The sequence below is a fragment of the Peribacillus sp. CSMR9 genome (assembly GCF_033141925.1).
GTDB lineage: Bacteria > Bacillota > Bacilli > Bacillales > DSM-1321 > Peribacillus > Peribacillus simplex_A.
In genome coordinates, this window is the sequence record NZ_JAOPHO010000015.1 from 1 (window position 1) to 18,936 (window position 18,936).

Genomic DNA, 18,936 nt, shown 5'->3' on the forward strand with positions numbered 1-18,936 from the left:
TACACCGTCACTTTCGTTCCTTTTGAAAGCTTCGCGACTATGCTGGCACTTTCCGTTCCGCTTTTTCGCATATTGAGGGAACCAGAGCTTACATTTACATATTTCGTCGTCGTTTTTTCAGGTATGATTGGATTGGGAGCCGTTCCTGGCTTCGTTGTTGAAAGATAGTCAGTACTGACATACCCATCTATTCCATTGGCCTTGATCTTCGCCCAGCCTTTGGATTCCGAATACACCGTCACTTTCGTTCCTTTTGAAAGCTTCGCGACTATGCTGGCACTTTCCGTTCCGCTTTTTCGCATATTCAGAGAACCAGAGCTTACATTTACATATTTCGTCGTCGTTTTTTCAGGTATGGTTGGATTGGTTTCCGTTCCTGGCTTCGTTGTTGAAAGATAGTCAGTACTGACATACCCATCTATTCCATTGGCTTTAATTTTCGCCCAGCCTTGGGATTCCGAATACACCGTTACCTGTGTGCCCCTTGTCAACTTTGTGACTATGCTGGCACTTTCCGTTCCGCTTTTTCGCATATTAAGTGAACCTGTACTGACAATCACATATTTTGTTGTCGTTTTTTGAGGTGTGGCTATTGTGGATCCCGATCCTGGCTTTGCAGCAGACAGATACTTGGTACTGACATATCCGTCTTTTCCATTAGCTTTAATTTTCGCCCAGCCTTTGGATTCCGAATACACCGTTACCTGTGTGCCCCTTGTCAGCTTTGCGACTACGCTTGCACTTTCTATACCGCTTTTTCGCATATTAAGTGAACCCGTGCTGACATTCACATATTTTGTTGTCGTTTTAACGGTTGCTGCAGCTTTGGTTACCGTACCAGGTTTTGTCGTCGATAGATACTTGGTACTGACATATCCGTCTTTTCCATTGGCTTTAATTTTCGCCCAGCCTTTGGATTCCGAATACACCGTTACCTTTGTGCCCCTTGTCAGCTTTGCGACTATACTGGCACTTTCTATACCACTTTTTCGCATATTAAGTGAACCTGTACTGACGTTCACATATTTCGTTGTCGTTTTAATGGCTACTGCTGCTTTAGTTAAAGTTCCTGGCTTCGTTGCCGATAAATAATTGGTACTGACATATCCATCTTTTCCATTGGCTCTGATCTTCGCCCAGCCTTTGGATTCCGAATACACCGTTACCTTTGTGCCTTTTGCCAGCTTGGCGACTACGCTTGCACTTTCAGTACCTGTTTTTCTCATATTGAGCGAGCCGGAATTTACATGGACGAACATGACACCTGTTTCAATATTGGCCTGTTCTGCATGTAGTGGAGCTGCAGATATTTTTTCTTCGAAAGCAACTGTAGACAACACTGCAAAACAGAAAGTTGGTAAAATTAATTTCTTCATCTCATTCTCCCTACTAAAGAATTATATTTTTAACATTTATTTAAATATCGGTTAAAATAAGTATTATGTTATAGGTATTTATCCTCATTCATTAAAAACATACCATAATCCTTTAAATCTATAGAGGGATCGATGAATTTGTAACAAAATAGTAAACTAATAGACTTTTAATTAATTTAATAGACATATTTGCAACGAAAATTCATTTCCTAAGTTTCTTGAAGCGGATGCACAAGTTTGTCGTCGAAATAAAGTATATTGAAATATTTATTCCGTTAATTAATTTATGGGGACGAACATCTTCCTGAATATACCGAATATACATAAAGGGTAAGCATACAATCCGAATATTTGACGGATTGAGGCAATAATCTATATACTCACTATATATACTTATATGAATCCTTCTGTTAAGGGGAGTAGCTATACAATAAAGTCGTCAATACAGGATTTTATCCTCGGCTTTATTGGCAACTGATCTTAGTTGTTTGCAAGACCTTGCCGATTATTTGGTGAGGTCTTTTAATTTTTAAAAGACGGTATAACCAACAATCGGTTATACCGTCTTTTTTTGATTCGAAAAAAATTCACAATAGAGGTGAAAAGTATGCAGAACTATTATGAATTAGCTCAAAGCGTTAAGATTTCCGATGATAAAAAGCATATATTGCTTGATGCCGACCAATCTTTATCACTTATCGGAAAAGGCCGAAGCGCTTATGTATTCCGAATTCATTCCACCAATAAAGCCCTAAAAGTGTTTTTCCCGGACCATACTCACACAGCAAAAGTTGAAGCTGAAATATACAAAACCGTTCAGGCCATCGATTACTATCCAACACTATATGATGCGGGGGGAAATTACCTGGTTATAGATCACATCGAAGGCAACACGCTTTTTGAATGTTTAACATTAGGAATCCCGATAACGGAAAAAAACATCGAGGAGATTGACCATGCCTTACAATTAGCAAGGAAAGAGGGATTGAATCCTTCGGATATCCATTTACGAAACATCTTCATCACTTCCGAAATGAAGGTGAAGATCATTGACGTTGCAAGGTTTAAACAAGTGAAATCATGTAATCAGTGGCATGACCTGAAAAGTGCTTTTCACCTTTTATATTCGAAGTCATTTTTTCCGAAGAAAATCCCTGGCTTCATACTGAATTCCATTGCAGCGATTTATAAAAAGAGATTCTTGCCCATCTGATCATCACCATAAAAACAAATGGAGGCATATATGAAAAAAAGAATGACCATTGTTTTTCTGTCCTTCCTTATATTAAGCGGCTGTTCGCTTTTGGGAGAAGTCAATTCATCATTGGAGTATGCGGATAATGCGACGGGATATATTAATACCGTTAAGGATTTTGCCAATGAGGTGCCCGCATTGGCACAAGATGCCGTCACGAATGCCGAAGCAAGGGAAAATCTTGAAAAAGAATTGCAATTGATGAAAACGGAGATCGAAGACTTCAATGCAACTGAACCACCCCAAATCGCTGAAGGCATCCATGAGAAAATCGTCAGCTCAAATCAACAGCTTTCAGATGGAATTGAATTATACTTGAATAATATTGAAAGTGGCCAAATCGACCCTAAGGCATTGGAAGATTCAGAGGTAATGAAATCAATCGATAATTTAACAGAACTGGCAAAACAAATTGAAGAATTGGGTAATTAAGCAGTCTGTTTCCCTTATTCCTGATTTCAGGAATAAGGAGAATGGCTCGAAACAAATCATTGACATGAAACCAAAAGGTTTTATATAATCAATAAAGCGAAACCAATTGGTTTCATATTTTTCAATGACAAAGGAGAATCAGTATGGAAAATCAACATACACTACAGGATATCAAGAAGACAGTTATTCTTGAAGCACCTATCCAAAAAGTTTGGGATACAGTTTCGACTGCAGAGGGCATAGCTTCATGGTTCATGCCAAATGATTTTCAACCGAAAGTGGGACATGAGTTCCATGTGCAATCACCTTTTGGTCCATCTCCTTGTAAGGTAACGGAGTTAGATGCTCCTCATCGTCTTTCATTCAGTTGGGATACGGACGGTTGGTTCATTTCCTTCATTTTAAAAGAACTGGATGGCAAAACGGAGTTCACCCTTATTCATGGTGGTTGGAAAGAGCCTGAAACGATTCTTCCGAAACCGAATGAAAAGAGCTCAGTGATTCGCGATAGAATGGATCATGGCTGGGAACAGCTCGTTCATGCAAAACTTAAAAAGGTTGTTGAGGGCTAAGTGTCTGCAGCAGAAAAGCATGATGTATTTCAGGCTATCGCCGACCCAACCCGCCGTAAGGTCCTGCAATTGCTTGCTGAAGGGGATTTACCCATTTCAGAAATCACTTCTCACTTTTCCATGAGCCGGACAGCGATTGCCAAGCATCTTCATATCCTTTCTGAAGCTGAATTGGTCAGTGGCCGGAAGGTAGGCAGAGAGAAACGCTTTCGACTTCAGCCAGAACCTTTAGCGGAATTGAAACAGTGGCTTTCCTTTTACGATCAATTCTGGGATAACAAATTATCCATCCTTAAACATGTGATTGAAAATTCAGGGGAAAATGGATTGAAAGTCATCGATAAAGAAAAGGACACAGATGAACCATCATAATGAAGAAAACCCCCGGCGCATTGCACCGGGGGGTTTTTTCATTAGTTTGCATCCATCTCCACATTGTGTTCTTTGCGCTTTCGGATGACCATCGTTAGCAATAGTAGTAGATTGAAGAAAATGATGCATCCAGTAAGGAACACGATACTCGTTGTCAATGCATCCACTCCAAGGCTCGTACTCATCGCCTGACGGAAGCCCATGACAGAGTATGTCATTGGTATGAACGGGTGAACATGACTGAAGAAGTTATTGGTCAGTTCCACAGGGAACATTCCTCCGCTTGCACCTAGCTGTAGTACAAGGAATATCATCGCTATTAAACGACCTGGATTTCCAAATCCTACGGTCAGGAAGGTAACGATGAACATGAAGGTAAGTGAAGTCAAAATGGAAACCCCTATGAATTGCCCCATGTTCTCGACCTGTAAGTCCATTCCCCAAATCATAATCGCATCCAACACTAATGCTGAAAGCGTTGCTTGGATAAATAGGACCGTGAATTTACTGAACCACCATGCCACTCCAGATGTAGGTCTTGTAGATGCCTTGCCTGTCGGGAATCCCATGTTGAAGGCAATAGCTCCTACAAATAACCCAAGAGACAATACATAAGGAGCCAGTGCATGACCATAATTAGGCACGTTACTGCTTTTTTGTTCTTTAACCTGTGCCGGTTCAGCAATCATGCTGTAATTATCATCTGTTGTTTCATTTTCATTTATTTCTTCTGCACCATCACTCAGTTTTTTCGAAAGTTCGCCTGTTCCATCTTTTAGAGAGGAGATTCCATCGCCCAATTTATTTGAACCTTCAGCAAGTGCTGATGAACCTTTATTGATTTTACCTGCTCCATCAGCAAGTTGGATGACTCCATTGCTTAAAGTTGGTAAATTGCTTGCCAATTGTTCAGTGCCTTTAACAAGTGCTGATGAACCATCTTTCAAGGAACCTGAGTTTGCATTCAGTTCATTCGCCCCATTAGCAAGTTTATTTGCCCCTTCGCCAACTTGGCTAACACCAAACGCATACTTCTCAAGACCATTCCCAAAGGAGGATGACCCTGCCTGAAGTTGTGAAACTCCATCAACCAACTGACCAGACCCCTCAGTTAGTTTTGAAAGGCCATTATTCAACGAGGAACCGCCTTGTGCTAACTGGTTGATCCCCTTCACTAATTCTGGTGTCTTTTCATTTAAACTTTGTGTTGCCGCCGTTAATTGATTGCTGCCATCAACAGCCTCATTCAAGCCGCCATTTAATTGGGTTGCACCAGGAATCAATTGTTCTTCCAGTGCGTTCCTAATTGCCGGATAGCCGTTTAACGCTGAAACGGCGCTTGGATTGACTTTATTCACCGCATTATTTAAATTGGCCACTTGTTCTGGAAGCTGGCCTAATCCATTCAATACAGGCATTACTTTATCCTTTAATTGCGTTGATAAGTCGGATACACTTGCAGCAAGATTCGATGCAATTTGTTTTTGTGCTCCCGCTTGTATTTGAAGTTCATTTTGAATGGCTCCAATTAATTCGGATTGTTGTTCACTGGTCATACTTTTGTATGCTTCAGTGTTTTGAACGGTATTGATTGTGCTTTGTCCATTATTCGCAATCGTTGATTGAAGTTCCGTTAAAGCTGCTTGGCTTTTATTGAGATCTTCAGTAATGCCAGATACGGTACCGGACGTGCTGCTTCCTGCTGGGACCGCTTTTTGCAATTGATTCACACCGCTTTGAATGCTTGACAGTCCTTGCTTAAGCTGACTCAGCTGTTCTTCTGCGGGCAATTGGCCATCCATCTTTTTCAGGCCGGCATTTAACGCCCCGCTTCCTTCGGCCAGTTTAATGATTCCCTCATTTAAACTCTGCTGACCTGCTGCCATTTTTGGGATTCCTGTAGATTGGTCCGTCAGCTGCCTTGCATTTTGCGATAATTGATTCAACCCATCATTCAAATTCGCACTGCCTGTTTGCGCTTGTGCTAATCCAGTATTTAAAGTTTGGGCTCCTGGAACCACTTTGGCCAGCCCAGTGGAAAGTTGGGAAGAACCTTGTATAAGTGCTTTACTATTATTAGTTAATTCCCCTGTACCTGATGCGAGTTCGTTCGCACCCTTTTGCAACTGACCGACACCAGAAGTGTATTGTGATATTCCCTTATTTAATTCCGAAGCGCCACTTTCAAGTTTATTGGCTCCTTCCAAAAACTCGCCAACACCAATTTGAAGTTTATTCGCTCCCTCTTTAAAAGTTAATGTACTGGAAGCTAATTTATTCAGATTCTCTGTCACTTCGTTGTTTCCATCATGCAGTTTTTCAGCACCTTCATCCAGTTTTGATGCCCCATCTGCTGCATCACCGAATCCATCTCCGATTTCATCCAGTTGTGAGAAGATCGCTTCCGCATATTCTTTTGTGACACTTTCAGCAATTTCCGTTTTCAGGTTATTCGCTGCCTGTTTTCCGACCGTTTCCGAAACGAAACTGCGTCCAGGATTCACATCATACGTTAAATTCATTTTCTTAGGCTTATCATCAAGGACGGTTGAAGCATTTTTTGAAAAGTCCTCCGGAATGGTGACGACCATATAATATGTACCATCATCGAACCCTTTTTTCGCCGCTTTTTCCGTTACGAAATGCCATTCTAAATCATCATTGTCCTTTAATTGCTCGACTAGCTCATTACCGACTGTTAAGGTTTTCCCCTCATATTCCGCCTTTACATCCTTATTCACGACTGCAACAGGCAATTTGCCTGTATTTCCGTATGGATTCCAAGCGGAACTAAGGAATAACCCCCCATAAATAATCGGGACGAACAGTAAAACGATTGCGACACCGACCAATTTTCGATTCGTAAGGAAAAGCTTCCATTCTTGTTTAAGCATATTCACTTCTTTTCACCTTTCTTTTCACGCAGTACATCACTCAATGACGCGGTATTCCAATTAAGAGTCGGTATGTCCGTGGTGCCAAAGCTTTCTTTAAGCAAATCCGCCACTGTTTGGCTGGAAAAGAACTCTATTAAAAGTTGATCCGCCCGAGAAAACATCCGACGGAGGACGTCCATTCCCTTCTCTGCATACTCACCATCTTTAAACGCTTTTTCTATAAGTCCTGTATCCGGAAACATCGAAATGGGGCCTTCCATCGCCTCAATAATTTCAAGGTTTTTAATCTTATCTACACTTTTGGCAAGAGTAAGGCCGCCGTTATTACCAGGAACGGAAGTGATTAACTGCTTTACGACCAATTTCCTTATGATTTTTTTCAAATAAGAAGGAGACACCTCTAATCGCCTGCTGATCTCATTTGACGAAAGCGGGACATTTTTATCCTGGGTAGAGAGTATAACGATGATGCATATAGCTTGCTCGACCCCTTTAGTTAATTGCAATTCAGTTCACCTCTTCAAATAGTTAAGTGGATGTTGAATATCCATAATGGATATTCGGTATCTATAATTAAACCCTGTTTCATCTAAGAAATCAAGTTATTTTTAGAAAAAAATCCCTAAAAAAAGGTGAACCCCTTATTACAGCATAATAAGGGGTTCACCTTTACAACAACTTTTATAGATCATTTAGAAATTCATTGACTGCCTCTGGGGTTTTAGCATTCGCACTGTGCAAATGTGCAATCTTTTCTCCATTTTTAAAAACCAATAAAGATGGAATTCCCATCACGGTCTGCTCTTCTGAAATCTCTGGAAACTCGTCACGATCGATTGTAAACCACTGTTTGTCTTGATGTTCTTGGGTGATCTCATCAATGAACATGTCTAAACGTTTGCAGTCTGGACACCATGTAGTCGTAAAAATCCCGACTGTCAGTCCCTCTTGTTTAATTTGTTCACGGTATTCTTGTTCAGTATTAATATTTTTCATGATTGTCCCCTCCGAACTTTTCTTATCATCATCATACTTTCATCCATGAATAAATGTACTCAAGGATTAATATATAATTAATTCCTTCACAGTACAAACGGTTTATCCTCGATCTGGTTCGGGGTGAGACACTTCCGCACCCCCTTTTGTAAACAATTTTAAGAAAAGCCAGTTTGCCCATAGTTTTTTCTTTAGGCTCTTTTCGTAAAGATTGTTGTTTTTAAAACGAAACTATTTAAGGTTGATTGGAGCGGAAGTGCGAGACTCCTGCGGGAGCAGCGGGACAGGTGAGACCCCACAGGCGTTTACGCCGAGGAGGCTCACCGCCCGCCCCGCGGAAAGCGAGCATCTGGAGGGGAAATCAACCACAACTCACTACCTGGTAAATAGCAACATAGTATGTGAAAACAGCCTTTCTTTAAATACGATCCAGTTGTTTCAGCCGGAGCACTTTTTTCGACCGTCACCGCACTTTTCCGACCTTCACTGCACTTTTTCAACCGTCACCGCCTCATCACTTCCGAACCCCCTTTGGTCAACAAAAAAAGCCACTATCCAGTGGCCTTTTCACTTCATTCATATTGGGAGAGTAAGTTGCCAGGAAACACCGAACTTATCAGATACCCATCCGAACTTCTTACTGAAGGAATAATCGCCTAATGGCATCAGCACTTCTCCGCCATCAGTTAAACTCGCAAAAACCCTGTCAATTTCCTCTTCCGTATCACATGTAAGGAATATTGAAAACGAAGGTGTAAACGTAAATTGATGCTTAATATTGCTATCGATGCACATAAACTCCTGATCCTTCAAGGTAAAGGCAGCTTGCATGATACTTCCCTCTGCACCTCCTTCATTCGCTCCATACCGAATCATGCTGGTTATTTTCGATCCTTCAATTAAAGATGTGTAATAATTCATGGCTTCTTCTGCATTATTTCCTTGGAACATCAAGAAAGGTGTGACCTTTTTCATTCATCATCAAACTCCTTTTTCAACATTAATTATTCCCGATATCGGGTTTATGGCGCCCACCAGTTACCTGAAACAACAATCATTGTTTGTAATTTTATCGTATTGGCAAAATAGTCATCATCTTCATGTTCCTGTATCGTCCTTTTCCATAATCGGTTGATCCATTGCTGATTGGAGGAATCAACCATGGCACTGACCATGAATGGAGCAACAAAGGTTGTACTATTTCCTTCTTCTAAGACTTTTCCGTTTAGAGTATAGCCGGATTGGATATTTTCGGGGTTCCCATCCGTTTCCTCCTTAATCCAATTATTCATCTTCTTTAATTGCGGCAGCGCTCTTTCATCACCAGTAAGTAAGTAATCGAGCGTATAGCGCCAAGGGGTCCTGCTGCTGTTCCAGCTATAATTGCCGTCATTCTCCCCTTCTAAAAAGTCAGCTTGTGCCGGCTGGTATCCTCCCTTGGATTGTACAATGAAGTCCGGCATGAGGCCTGTATTGCCGCTTTTTTCTTTATAAATGGATTGAATGATCTGATAAGCCTTATCCGTTACACCTTTCCATTCATGATTCCCAGTTGCCGCCTCAAAGGACTTCAAATGATTGAGAAGAAAGTCCGATGAACGAGTCGATTGTCCGTATACATCATCTTCATCTTCCGCCCAGTCCCCTAGTTTAATCAGGGACTGCGACCGATTTATCTCATTGGACATGATTGCATCCATGATGTCCTTTGCTCTGGCAAGATAGTTGATTTCCCCTTCACTTCCCCATTGGCGATCAGCCAATAATAACGAATAAGCGATATCCATATCGCCATCCGTTGCTGAATCGGCATCCCCTGGCGTATTTATGATTTTGCCCGATTTATCCTTTACTTGCTGCCACGCCATTAATGAAGAATCATTATCACTTTTATGCGCTTTATAAAAACGATAAAGCCCATCGAAGTACTGCCTATCCTTGCTGCCTGCCATGATTGCCGTTATCATCATCCCATAACCGTGCGCTTCAGAAACGGTCACTGCGTTCTTGGGTTCTGCATATCCTTTATCATTGTAAAAAATATAATATTCATCCTTTTTATCAGCAGGCTGCCTAAGATATTCATCTTTCCAGACTTTGTAAAAATCCGCTACATCATCATCCAGCTCTTCTTGTGATAGATTGTCAGGTTTTATCGTTCCTGATTGATAGACAGTATGCTGTGGAAAGGGCCTTTTGCTGTCCAGTTCTTTCTTTGTTTGAGATTCTAATGCAATCCAGGCGATGATTCCAAAAACGATCACGCCCATAGCTATTAATAAGCTTGCTCTTTTTTTCATGGTTGGCTCCTTGGATTATGGTCATATGAATTTGAGCGTGAAACATAAACATTTTTATGTACTTCTTTTCCTGCTGCGAATGATTCAATAGCGAGGTTCCATTAAAAGATCCTGCCCACTTTTGCTTCCGTGCCCTTCCATATTCTCTTTATATTTTCCCTATGTAAAATGATGACGAATAAGCAAATGAATGAAGAGAGTGCAGTGATGAGCCTGCCTTCAAATAATAGGCTGTAAATCAATATGGAAATGCTCCCCAAAATCGAACTGAGAGATACATATTTTGAAGTCAGCAAACTAATGAAAAAAACGATGCAAGCACTGAATGTACCTAATGGAGCTAAAAATAAAAGCACTCCCGCTGATGTTGCCACGGCCTTGCCCCCTTTAAATCCCGCAAAAACAGGAAAGGCATGCCCAATTATGGCAAGTAAGCCGCATAGTATTGGGGAAACGTTTGAATGCAGCATAATAGGGAGAAAGCAGGCGATGGAACCTTTCATTAAATCAGCAATGGCTACTACCGTCCCCGCTCTTTTGCCCAATACCCTAAAACTATTGGTTGCGCCAAGATTCCCACTCCCATATCCACGAATATCGGTACTATAGAACAATTTGCCGATAACCAGAGCAAATGGGATGGAACCTATTAAGTAACTTGATAGGAGAATGATCATGTTCAGCATAAATTACCTTCTTCTTGGAATCATTGATTATATCTCAAGGATCCTACGATTCTTTTATAACGCCTTTTGAAGCTTCACTCTTTTACAATCCCGATAACAAAACCATCATATCCTTTCATACCAACAGTTTGCAAGACGGTCGAATCGATTCGCGGTTCTTCGGATAGCCTATCTATGAATGTCCGTACACCCATCACACTCGGGTCTTTGCTATCCTGATCGATCACTTTTCCATCGCGGATGACATTATCGACCACGATGACGGTCCCAGGCCGTGAAAGTTCCAATGCCCATTTAAGATACTCGGGATTATTAGGTTTATCAGCATCAATAAAAATTAGGTCGAAGCCCGATAATCCTTTTTCTTGAAGGGTTGGCAAGGTTTTGAGCGCCGCCCCGACCATTATATGGATTTTATCGGCCAATCCCGCATTTTTGATATTGGCTTCCGCCACTTTTGCATGCTTAGCCTCGTATTCAAGCGTTATCAACCGCCCATCTTCCGGCAATGCACGCGCGAGCCAAACACTGCTATAACCTCCAAGCGTCCCTATTTCCAATATGTTTTTCGCTCCACTGATTTTTGCTAGTAAATGAAGGAATTTCCCTTGGTTTGGAGATACATCAATGGCAGGCAGCCCTGCTTCTGCATTCGCTTTCAATATCGAATTCATGATCGGATCTTCCGTATGAAGTTTATTACTAAAATATAAATCTACATCATTCCAAATTCCAGACATCTCAATCTTCCCCCTTGGTCAGTTTCATCTTTTTCAATTCCATGAATCCTTCGCCATCCAATGATATATCTATTTGCTGATCAATGACTAACGAAAGCGGAAAGATTTCCGACTCTCTATCCGAAAAGAACCAGCGCCGTTTCCTTGGACCTAAAAGTAAAAATGCTCCTGCTTCATGCTCCCCCATGAAATTCAATCCATCTTCTCTTATCCGTTCACCACTCCTTACTGGTATGCCGAAACTGATCAACTGATTCCCCAAAGCCCTGACTTCATTCGTCGTAATGTTCATTTCACTAATGCACAGGACGTTTTGAGCTGAGAAAGACTCAGCCCCAGATTTGGGTGACACGGAATACCTGGATATGAACTCAACAATGTTGCCTGAAGGGTCTGAAAAATAAAAGGCATGTGCATCTGAATAGCTGAAATAAACTTCGTCCTCATCATCTTCGCTTGTCAATTCCACCTTTGAATTCGCCCATGCTTTTGCCAAAGTGAATAAATCGGTCGGTATGTTCATGGCAAAATGATAAAAAGGCTTTTTTTGGAGATGGTATTTTTTAATTTCAAGTACACTGTCCCCAGCCCTAATTTCAAAACCATCATCTGTATGCGATAGTAACTCGAATCCTAACTCATTAACATAAAATTTCCGCATATCATTCAATGCATGACTGTACAAAGTGACCTTATTGATAATCAAAGTCTAATCCCCCTTAAAATCCCCAACCCACCTAACAAATATTGTAAACAAATACAGTATTTATGCAAATATTCTGTACTCTTCATTTACATGGCTATGTTACATAATATTGTTGATTTTTCAATTAAAAACAAAAGGACTCACACTATCAATAATAATAAATATCAACTGATCACTTTATATTCTTTTGGTACATTCTCTTCATGTATCCATATTTCCACCATATGATTAAAGACTTCAGGCATTGCCAAAGAAGCTCCATGCCCAATTTCAGGTATAATCACACCTATACAATTTGAGTTGGTTTCGACAATATCTTTTGCAGATTTTTTCATAACAGCTTTTTCTCTTTCACCCACAGTGACCAATATCTTCCCATTTGCTTCTCTAAAATCTTTGGGTATTTCAAACTTTTTCTTCTAATACTCTAACAAGAGTGTCAGGTTTCATTTGACAACTTTCTTCATAATATTTTCCAAAGCAGTCTTCACTTACATTTAATGTTTTTGCTTGCAGTTTGGAAAACCACCTATCTTTGATTAATGGAAATGATAATCTAATAGAAGGTTGAATCCATTTTTTAGCGTATGAAATCGGTCTGACCAAAGCTCTATTTATTATTGCAAAATCAATTAAATCTGGTTTCATACTTAACGGATTACTTCTTCCCGCTTGCTTTTTCTTCGATTAATTTAATTCCTTCTTCTGCACTACCTTTTATAGAAAAATTAATTTCATAATTGCTTAGTCCATGTTCAGGTAAGTCTGGAACTATGCAATGATAATGAGTGAAGTATTCCCATATCCAACTACTCACTCCGCCACATGTAAAAATAGCACTCTTATCACCATATTCTTGACAATGTAAAGCCAAATGTTTCACCTCTCTTTTTTGTAAATATTATTTTATTGGTAAGTGTTATCTTCATAAAACTTTCAAGGTTACTACTACTAAACTTGATACGTTCTTAATATGTAATAAGTTCCATTAATTGGACGTAAACAATTCCATTCAAAAAAGGCCACCAAATTGGTGGTCCCCCGCTTAGAGAGCAGTACATTTTCCTTACGCTCTTCCTGGCAATGCATGCTTTATAGCATAATATGCGATAAGGCGATTACATTCCTTAAAATCATACTCACTTTTCATCTTAAAAAGTTTCACTCTTTAATTTTCAGTCCAAGCATGGCTGCAAAGCCTATTGCTTGGTCCGGGGAAACTTCGCATCCATTTAAATCCTCCAGGGATACGGTAAGCCTTTGAAATGTAGAACTGCTAATATCAATTCCTTTTAGCGGTGTCCGGGAAAAGTTCACTTCATTTAATTTACATGTATCGAACATCACTTTCTTGAATTTACAATCATAATAATCAGCACTTTCCAATGAGCAATGATCGAACTTCACTTGTTTTAATGCGGCATAACCAAAAGCACTTAAATTACAATTGCAATTCTCAAAGGAGACATTCCCTAAACTGGCATCAGAAAGATTAATGCCTAATAGTTTGGACTCTTTGAATTCCACCCGATGAATCGAGCCACCCATGAAATCGGCATTCGTCAAATCGCAATGGTCAAAAACGACATCCGTCAGCTCAATATTCCTGAATGATACATCGCTGAATATCACATGTTTAAAAACTACCTGTGATAATACGATTTGGTCCATCTTTTCTCTATCGATCGTACAATTGCTTATGATACAGGTATCCAGATATGGCTCATCTTTATAATATATTTCCTGAAAGTTCGCTTGAGTTAAGTCATGGGGGATCTTCGGCTGTTCAATTTTGATTTTGCCTGACATATTATCACCTTTTCACTTTATTCTTAAAATCATTAAAGACCATTGAGGCATTGTCTAAAATTCCAGCAACATGTAAACAGGATCATTCAAGTAATCACGTTGCTTTGCTACAAACAGATCTGAATGAAGTTTGCCATGTGGCATTCCCTGTCCGAATTTCAAAAGCCTGTTTAAACAGCATAACAGCTTTTCTAAAATGTGCGGGCATTAATATTTTTTAGAAGAATGGCTATTAATTTTGATCATTTTGTGTCTCCTTACCAGCTTTCCATATTGCCCAAATAAAAAAGCCGCCCCGTATGGCAGCTTCGCAAAAAAGCATGAAGTGAATTTAAAAATCGGTATTGATTTCTTTAGGCATCCGGAAATAATATAGCACGGCACCCATTATGGCCATCATACCGCCTATCAGAAAGAAAGCTTGAAAGATATTTCCTCCCACAGTTGGGGAATTGGATACAATACCACTCGAAATCAGAAAAAGGACGCCAAATCCAGCCAAAAATAGTGCTATTTTTTTACTACTTCTTTTGAATAGGGCATAACCCGTAAGTATGATTAAGTAAGAAGACGTTAGGACCATCAACACCGGAAATACCGGTTTGAATTTTGCTGCATACACGAAATAGTCCAAATTCGAAATATCTTGATCATCCATCACTTGATCATTCAACATCTGTGAAAAGTGAGTTGAATATTTCCATTCCCAAGGGTTATCCAGAATTTCGCTGCCTTCATACCAGGTACAAAATGAAAAAAGTAAAAGGAAAAATGCAGCGATTATTATTTGGACAAAGTATTTCACTGACAATATCACCACCTATAGACAATAGACCTACATTATACCAATAACTTGGAAATTTATATACAACTAACCATCTTCCTATAATAATTAGAAAACAAGCGACCCGGCAAACTTTCACCAACAGCTAAAATTTAATCAGAAAAGGGAATAAGATATTAAGGGCTAGCAAAAGCTAAACATGGATGTCGTTAGCCTTTATTTATCAGATAGTGCGGTTGCTTAGCCATTTCCCTTCATCTTACCAATTAACGAAAATACTTAAGGTGCGACCAATTCAACTTTCATCCTATCCGGGTCTTCGAAAAATACAGCATAATGTTCCTTCCCACCGGCGAAGGGGTGCTTGTCGGCATAGAGGATGGTAACTCCCCTGTCCCTTAATTTTCTGGTGATCTCATCAACCTGTTGACGGGAGGTGGCGTGAAAGGCTAAATGATTAAGACCCACTCGTCCCCTATGATAGGGAATGTCAAGAAACCTAGTTTCTGCTTGTACAAAAACAATGTACATGTCATCCAATCTCCAACTCTTCCCGCTTTCCCACTCCTGGAATGGCTTATAATTGATTTCCTCCAAAAACCAGCCCCAAAAATCAACGGTCCTATGTAAATTTGAAACATTCAGCTCAATATGATGTAGAAATCCCTTTGACAACTTTCATCCCCCTTTAAATTGGGCTTTTACTCGTGAGTTTGGCACTTTTACTCGTGAATTTCGTGCTTTTACTCGTGAGTTTGGTGCTTTTACTCGTGAGTTTGGCGCTTTTACTCGTGAATTGGGCTTAAATCGTACATGCTTCACATCTTCTCCTATATTCTCCCTCACCTTATCAAAAACCCTCAAAATTAACAATCCAAGTCCAATTGGACATAATGAATGATTTCTGTTATTATAGTTACTCAGGGTAACAATTACTCAAGGTAACTATATATTATAAGGAGTGTTTCTGATAAAGACTTACCAAAAATTCTTTCAGCAATTATTGCTAATGTACCGGCCTTTTGAAAATAATCTAAATATACAGCTAAACAAGCATGATTTACACAGGGCGCAATGGTCCATTTTACATTACTTATCCAATTATGGTTCGGCAACGCTTGTAGAGCTTGCCAATTATCAGAGTGTGGAAAAGCCCACAATTACCAGGACCATTACCCGTCTGGAAGAGCTGGGATATGTCGAGCATGTGCCAAGTAAAGATAGACGGGAAAAAAGAATGCGGCTTACTGAGCTTGGCTCAAAGCTCTACAGTGAAGTCCGCGTGACAATCGATCAATACGAACAGGACATCTTGAAGGGGATCACTGAAGAGGAACAACTCGCAGCCATACGCATTATGGGCGAAATAAGAAATAACATTATAAAGTAAGGAGATAATAAAATGGAACAATCCAAACCTAGACTGTGGACGAAGGACTTTGTCATCGTTTCTTCCATCAATTTTTTCATAACATTAATCTTTTATTTACTGATGGTGACACTTGCCATCTATGCCGTAAATGAATTGGATGCCTCTACAAGCCAAGCCGGACTCATATCGGGTATTTTCATAATCGGGACATTAATCGGACGTCTGTTCATCGGCCGTTTCATTGATTCAATCGGCCGCAAGAAAACATTATTCATCGGATTGATCTTTTTCACTTTGACAACACTTCTATATTTTGTGGATCTCGGAATTGGCTTCTTGCTCGTTAACCGCCTGATCCATGGGATGGCGATGGGTATGGCGAGTACTGCGACAGGAACGATCGTCGCCCAGATCATCCCGGCAACACGAAAAGGAGAAGGCATCGGCTACTACAGCATGAGCGCAACACTTGCGACGGCAATCGGCCCTTTCATCGGTCTGTATATGGCTCAACATACAAGCTTCCAAGTGATATTCAGTTTCTGCCTGGCTTTAGGGCTGATCAGCCTGATTACAGCATTCTTCCTTAATGTCCCGGCATTGAAAGTGACGGCAAAAGTGACTGAAAGTAAAGGATTCAAGCTTTCCAATTTCATTGAACCTAAGGCACTGCCCATCTCAATCATTACTCTGTTATTGGCATTCTGTTATTCCAGCGTCCTTTCTTTCATCAGTTTCTATGCTATCGAAATCGACCTGGTCAATACAGCAAGCTTCTTCTTTGTCGTTTACGCAGTAGCCGTATTATTATCACGCCCTTTCTCAGGACCGTTAATGGACCGGAAAGGATCGAACTTCATTATGTATCCATCCTTTTTGATTTTCGGAGTCGGTTTGCTCCTTCTAAGCATAACAACCAATAGCTTCACTTTACTGGCAGCTGGTTTCCTCATCGGCCTTGGATTCGGTAATATGCAATCAAGCTCGCAGGCGATTGCCGTTAAACTGACACCGCCTCACCGAATGGGGATGGCAACATCCACCTTCTTTATCATGCTTGATGCAGGACTTGGATTCGGCCCTTATATTCTGGGATTCATCATTCCAGTAACAGGGTACAGCACACTGTATGTCATCCTTGGCGGTGTGGTCATCGCAACTTCCATTCTTTACTACTTCCTGCACGGCAGGAAAGAACGTTCAGCCAGAGCGAACTTGGCTTCCGTTTAATGAAAAAGGGATATCCCATTGGAGGATATCCCTTTTTTCACGATTTTTGTGCCATTTAAAGAATCAAGCCGATTAGAATTCGTCCGTTGTTGGAGGTAATTCGTCCTTCACTAAAAAAAGAAGCTGTCTCAAAAGTTTTTGAGACAGCTTCTAGTGATAGTCATCCCTTATTTGACTTCCATGCTTTCGATATTAAAACCATAATTTTTGCCGTTCTTTTTATTTGTGACTGTTTCACCTTTATATAAAGTCTTTCCAGTCTTATAATCGGTAATTAGAAGTTGGGCAGGCTTGGATGTTAAAACGCCCTCTTGATCCCTTCCGCTGCCTAACAGGAAGTATACACGCCCATTCTTAAAGGCAGCGAAGTTTTGTTCTTTTTTATTAACAGTTAGATCTAGCTCCATGTCATTCGTTATCTTTTGACTGCTTAGATCAAACGTCTTAATGTGATATTTATCAGACTTGGTATCAACTATGTAAAGTTTTTTCCCATCCGCATATCCACCTCTTGCCATGTCCGGGCTAAGCGATTCTTTTTTGGGCAATTTAACCGTTTCTAATTTTTCCGTTTCATAATTATAAGATAAAAGCTTGCTTTCCTTTAGTTTTTCCTTAAAGCCATCCTCATGATTTACCCCTTTAATTAACGAAATTAATACCATGTTGTTTGGCTGGGAAGGTGCAATATCAGTTGGCATCTCAAGATCAACTTGATTGGGATCAGTAAAAGTTTCAGATAAAAGGGTTTTATCACTCAAAACTTTCTTATTAGCTAAATCGATCGTATACAGATGAACCTCTATTGTTTGCTTTTCATCGTTTGAATTAACATCATTCATCGTTAAAACCTGCAGTTTTGAATGGACCAACTGCACATCCCTGACAACAACATTCATGATTCTCTCTTGATCGGGAAGTTCAATTTTGAAAGAAGTTTCATCCTCGCCTTTCTTCTCCAGCAAACCGATATCAAACTCCGCTTCCATTTTTCCGTTCTTTGTAAAATCTTCATTCACCGAGGCGTAAGCCAGGAAATCATCGTCTTCATATAAAGAATTAATGGAATCCCTACCACGCATAAATGAACGATGTTCTTTTATCAATCTTTCAATTTGAAAATCTTGTATTCCAGATAAGTTTTCAAAGTAAGACCGTTCGCTGGCATATATGGATTGATTGGATTCAATCGTTAATGGTTCATATCTGGGATCAACTTCGAGTGAACCATGTATTATTACCGGATCAAGCTCTTTATCACTGCCTTCTAGCGTCTTGAAATTATACTTTGGAAGGCCGGAAGCGGAGGAAGCTACTTTGACATAATAGGTCCCGATGCTTAAGATGACAACCATTCCAATAATGATGCTGCATATATAACGTTTCACCTTGTCACTCTCCTTTAATAG

At 40.1% G+C, this 18,936-nt stretch carries 18 protein-coding genes and 2 pseudogenes; 6 read left to right on the plus strand and 14 right to left on the minus strand.

The annotated features are described in order from the left end of the window. The coding region (locus tag N9I19_RS09710) for an SH3 domain-containing protein (RefSeq protein WP_317777655.1) at window positions 1-1,376 on the minus strand (1,376 nt) is incomplete at its 3' end. A gap of 607 nt (window positions 1,377-1,983) precedes the next feature. Here N9I19_RS09710 and N9I19_RS09715 point away from each other — a divergent pair. From N9I19_RS09715 to N9I19_RS09730, 4 genes are all read left to right on the plus strand, one after another. Then, window positions 1,984-2,589, plus strand: a complete 606-nt coding sequence (locus N9I19_RS09715; protein WP_317777656.1) for a protein kinase family protein — start codon at window positions 1,984-1,986, stop codon at window positions 2,587-2,589. Window positions 2,590-2,619: 30 nt separating this feature from the next. Further along, window positions 2,620-3,063 (plus strand): DUF6376 family protein, encoded by a 444-nt coding sequence (locus N9I19_RS09720; RefSeq protein ID WP_317777657.1) that lies wholly within the window; start codon window positions 2,620-2,622, stop codon window positions 3,061-3,063. Window positions 3,064-3,206: 143 nt separating this feature from the next. Then, the gene (locus N9I19_RS09725) at window positions 3,207-3,635 is read left to right on the plus strand and encodes an SRPBCC family protein (protein ID WP_317777658.1); all 429 of its coding nucleotides are present in this window, start codon (window positions 3,207-3,209) and stop codon (window positions 3,633-3,635) included. Further along, window positions 3,636-4,007, plus strand: a complete 372-nt coding sequence (locus tag N9I19_RS09730) for an ArsR/SmtB family transcription factor (RefSeq protein ID WP_061465208.1) — start codon at window positions 3,636-3,638, stop codon at window positions 4,005-4,007. It begins immediately after the preceding gene. A gap of 41 nt (window positions 4,008-4,048) precedes the next feature. Here N9I19_RS09730 and N9I19_RS09735 read toward each other — a convergent pair whose 3' ends face one another. From N9I19_RS09735 to N9I19_RS09800, 12 genes and pseudogenes are all read right to left on the minus strand, one after another. Continuing rightward, on the minus strand, window positions 4,049-6,901 hold the full coding sequence (locus N9I19_RS09735) for a YhgE/Pip family protein (RefSeq protein WP_317777701.1): 2,853 nt from the start codon (window positions 6,899-6,901) through the stop codon (window positions 4,049-4,051). A gap of 2 nt (window positions 6,902-6,903) precedes the next feature. After that, window positions 6,904-7,410, minus strand: a complete 507-nt coding sequence (locus tag N9I19_RS09740) for an Rrf2 family transcriptional regulator (RefSeq protein WP_063574903.1) — start codon at window positions 7,408-7,410, stop codon at window positions 6,904-6,906. Between the two features lie 175 nt (window positions 7,411-7,585). Beyond that, a pseudogene (locus tag N9I19_RS09745) lies at window positions 7,586-7,915 on the minus strand (thioredoxin family protein); the annotation flags it as partial. 561 nt (window positions 7,916-8,476) lie between these two features. Further along, complete coding sequence (locus tag N9I19_RS09750) at window positions 8,477-8,875, minus strand: VOC family protein (protein ID WP_317777659.1); 399 nt, start codon at window positions 8,873-8,875, stop codon at window positions 8,477-8,479. A 47-nt stretch (window positions 8,876-8,922) separates the two neighbouring features. Beyond that, window positions 8,923-10,200, minus strand: a complete 1,278-nt coding sequence (locus N9I19_RS09755; protein ID WP_317777660.1) for a family 8 glycosyl hydrolase — start codon at window positions 10,198-10,200, stop codon at window positions 8,923-8,925. Window positions 10,201-10,301: 101 nt separating this feature from the next. Further along, on the minus strand, window positions 10,302-10,886 hold the full coding sequence (gene plsY / locus N9I19_RS09760) for a glycerol-3-phosphate 1-O-acyltransferase PlsY (protein WP_317777661.1): 585 nt from the start codon (window positions 10,884-10,886) through the stop codon (window positions 10,302-10,304). A gap of 74 nt (window positions 10,887-10,960) precedes the next feature. Continuing rightward, entirely contained in the window at window positions 10,961-11,626 is a 666-nt protein-coding gene (locus N9I19_RS09765; protein ID WP_125161224.1) for an O-methyltransferase, read from the minus strand. A gap of 1 nt (window position 11,627) precedes the next feature. Beyond that, window positions 11,628-12,332, minus strand: coding sequence for a glyoxalase (locus N9I19_RS09770; RefSeq protein WP_317777662.1), 705 nt, complete (start codon window positions 12,330-12,332; stop codon window positions 11,628-11,630). 164 nt (window positions 12,333-12,496) lie between these two features. After that, a pseudogene (locus N9I19_RS25220) lies at window positions 12,497-13,206 on the minus strand (alpha/beta fold hydrolase). A 287-nt stretch (window positions 13,207-13,493) separates the two neighbouring features. Continuing rightward, complete coding sequence (locus N9I19_RS09790) at window positions 13,494-14,141, minus strand: pentapeptide repeat-containing protein (protein WP_061465229.1); 648 nt, start codon at window positions 14,139-14,141, stop codon at window positions 13,494-13,496. A 331-nt stretch (window positions 14,142-14,472) separates the two neighbouring features. Continuing rightward, window positions 14,473-14,946 (minus strand): YjdJ family protein, encoded by a 474-nt coding sequence (locus N9I19_RS09795; RefSeq protein WP_317777702.1) that lies wholly within the window; start codon window positions 14,944-14,946, stop codon window positions 14,473-14,475. A gap of 258 nt (window positions 14,947-15,204) precedes the next feature. Then, window positions 15,205-15,600, minus strand: coding sequence for a VOC family protein (locus N9I19_RS09800; protein WP_125161229.1), 396 nt, complete (start codon window positions 15,598-15,600; stop codon window positions 15,205-15,207). A gap of 334 nt (window positions 15,601-15,934) precedes the next feature. On the opposite strand from N9I19_RS09800, the gene N9I19_RS09805 reads away from it, so the two are divergent. Both N9I19_RS09805 and N9I19_RS09810 read left to right on the plus strand, forming a co-directional pair. After that, the gene (locus tag N9I19_RS09805) at window positions 15,935-16,315 is read left to right on the plus strand and encodes a MarR family winged helix-turn-helix transcriptional regulator (RefSeq protein WP_089362787.1); all 381 of its coding nucleotides are present in this window, start codon (window positions 15,935-15,937) and stop codon (window positions 16,313-16,315) included. A 12-nt stretch (window positions 16,316-16,327) separates the two neighbouring features. After that, on the plus strand, window positions 16,328-17,527 hold the full coding sequence (locus N9I19_RS09810; RefSeq protein WP_317777666.1) for an MFS transporter: 1,200 nt from the start codon (window positions 16,328-16,330) through the stop codon (window positions 17,525-17,527). Between the two features lie 167 nt (window positions 17,528-17,694). On the opposite strand, the gene N9I19_RS09815 is transcribed toward N9I19_RS09810, so the two are convergent. Then, window positions 17,695-18,915, minus strand: a complete 1,221-nt coding sequence (locus N9I19_RS09815; RefSeq protein WP_317777667.1) for a hypothetical protein — start codon at window positions 18,913-18,915, stop codon at window positions 17,695-17,697. Between the last annotated feature and the right edge of the window lie 21 nt (window positions 18,916-18,936).

Bases quoted from the DNA above. Each gene is read 5' to 3' on its own strand.
- N9I19_RS09715 (WP_317777656.1), top strand. From the start codon at position 1,984: ATGCAGAACTATTATGAATTAGCTCAAAGCGTTAAGATTTCCGATGAT.
- N9I19_RS09720 (WP_317777657.1), top strand. From the start codon at position 2,620: ATGAAAAAAAGAATGACCATTGTTTTTCTGTCCTTCCTTATATTAAGC.
- N9I19_RS09725 (WP_317777658.1), top strand. From the start codon at position 3,207: ATGGAAAATCAACATACACTACAGGATATCAAGAAGACAGTTATTCTT.
- N9I19_RS09735 (WP_317777701.1), bottom strand. From the start codon at position 6,901: ATGCTTAAACAAGAATGGAAGCTTTTCCTTACGAATCGAAAATTGGTC.
- N9I19_RS09750 (WP_317777659.1), bottom strand. From the start codon at position 8,875: ATGAAAAAGGTCACACCTTTCTTGATGTTCCAAGGAAATAATGCAGAA.
- N9I19_RS09755 (WP_317777660.1), bottom strand. From the start codon at position 10,200: ATGAAAAAAAGAGCAAGCTTATTAATAGCTATGGGCGTGATCGTTTTT.
- plsY (WP_317777661.1), bottom strand. From the start codon at position 10,886: ATGCTGAACATGATCATTCTCCTATCAAGTTACTTAATAGGTTCCATC.
- N9I19_RS09765 (WP_125161224.1), bottom strand. From the start codon at position 11,626: ATGTCTGGAATTTGGAATGATGTAGATTTATATTTTAGTAATAAACTT.
- N9I19_RS09790 (WP_061465229.1), bottom strand. From the start codon at position 14,141: ATGTCAGGCAAAATCAAAATTGAACAGCCGAAGATCCCCCATGACTTA.
- N9I19_RS09805 (WP_089362787.1), top strand. From the start codon at position 15,935: ATGTACCGGCCTTTTGAAAATAATCTAAATATACAGCTAAACAAGCAT.
- N9I19_RS09810 (WP_317777666.1), top strand. From the start codon at position 16,328: ATGGAACAATCCAAACCTAGACTGTGGACGAAGGACTTTGTCATCGTT.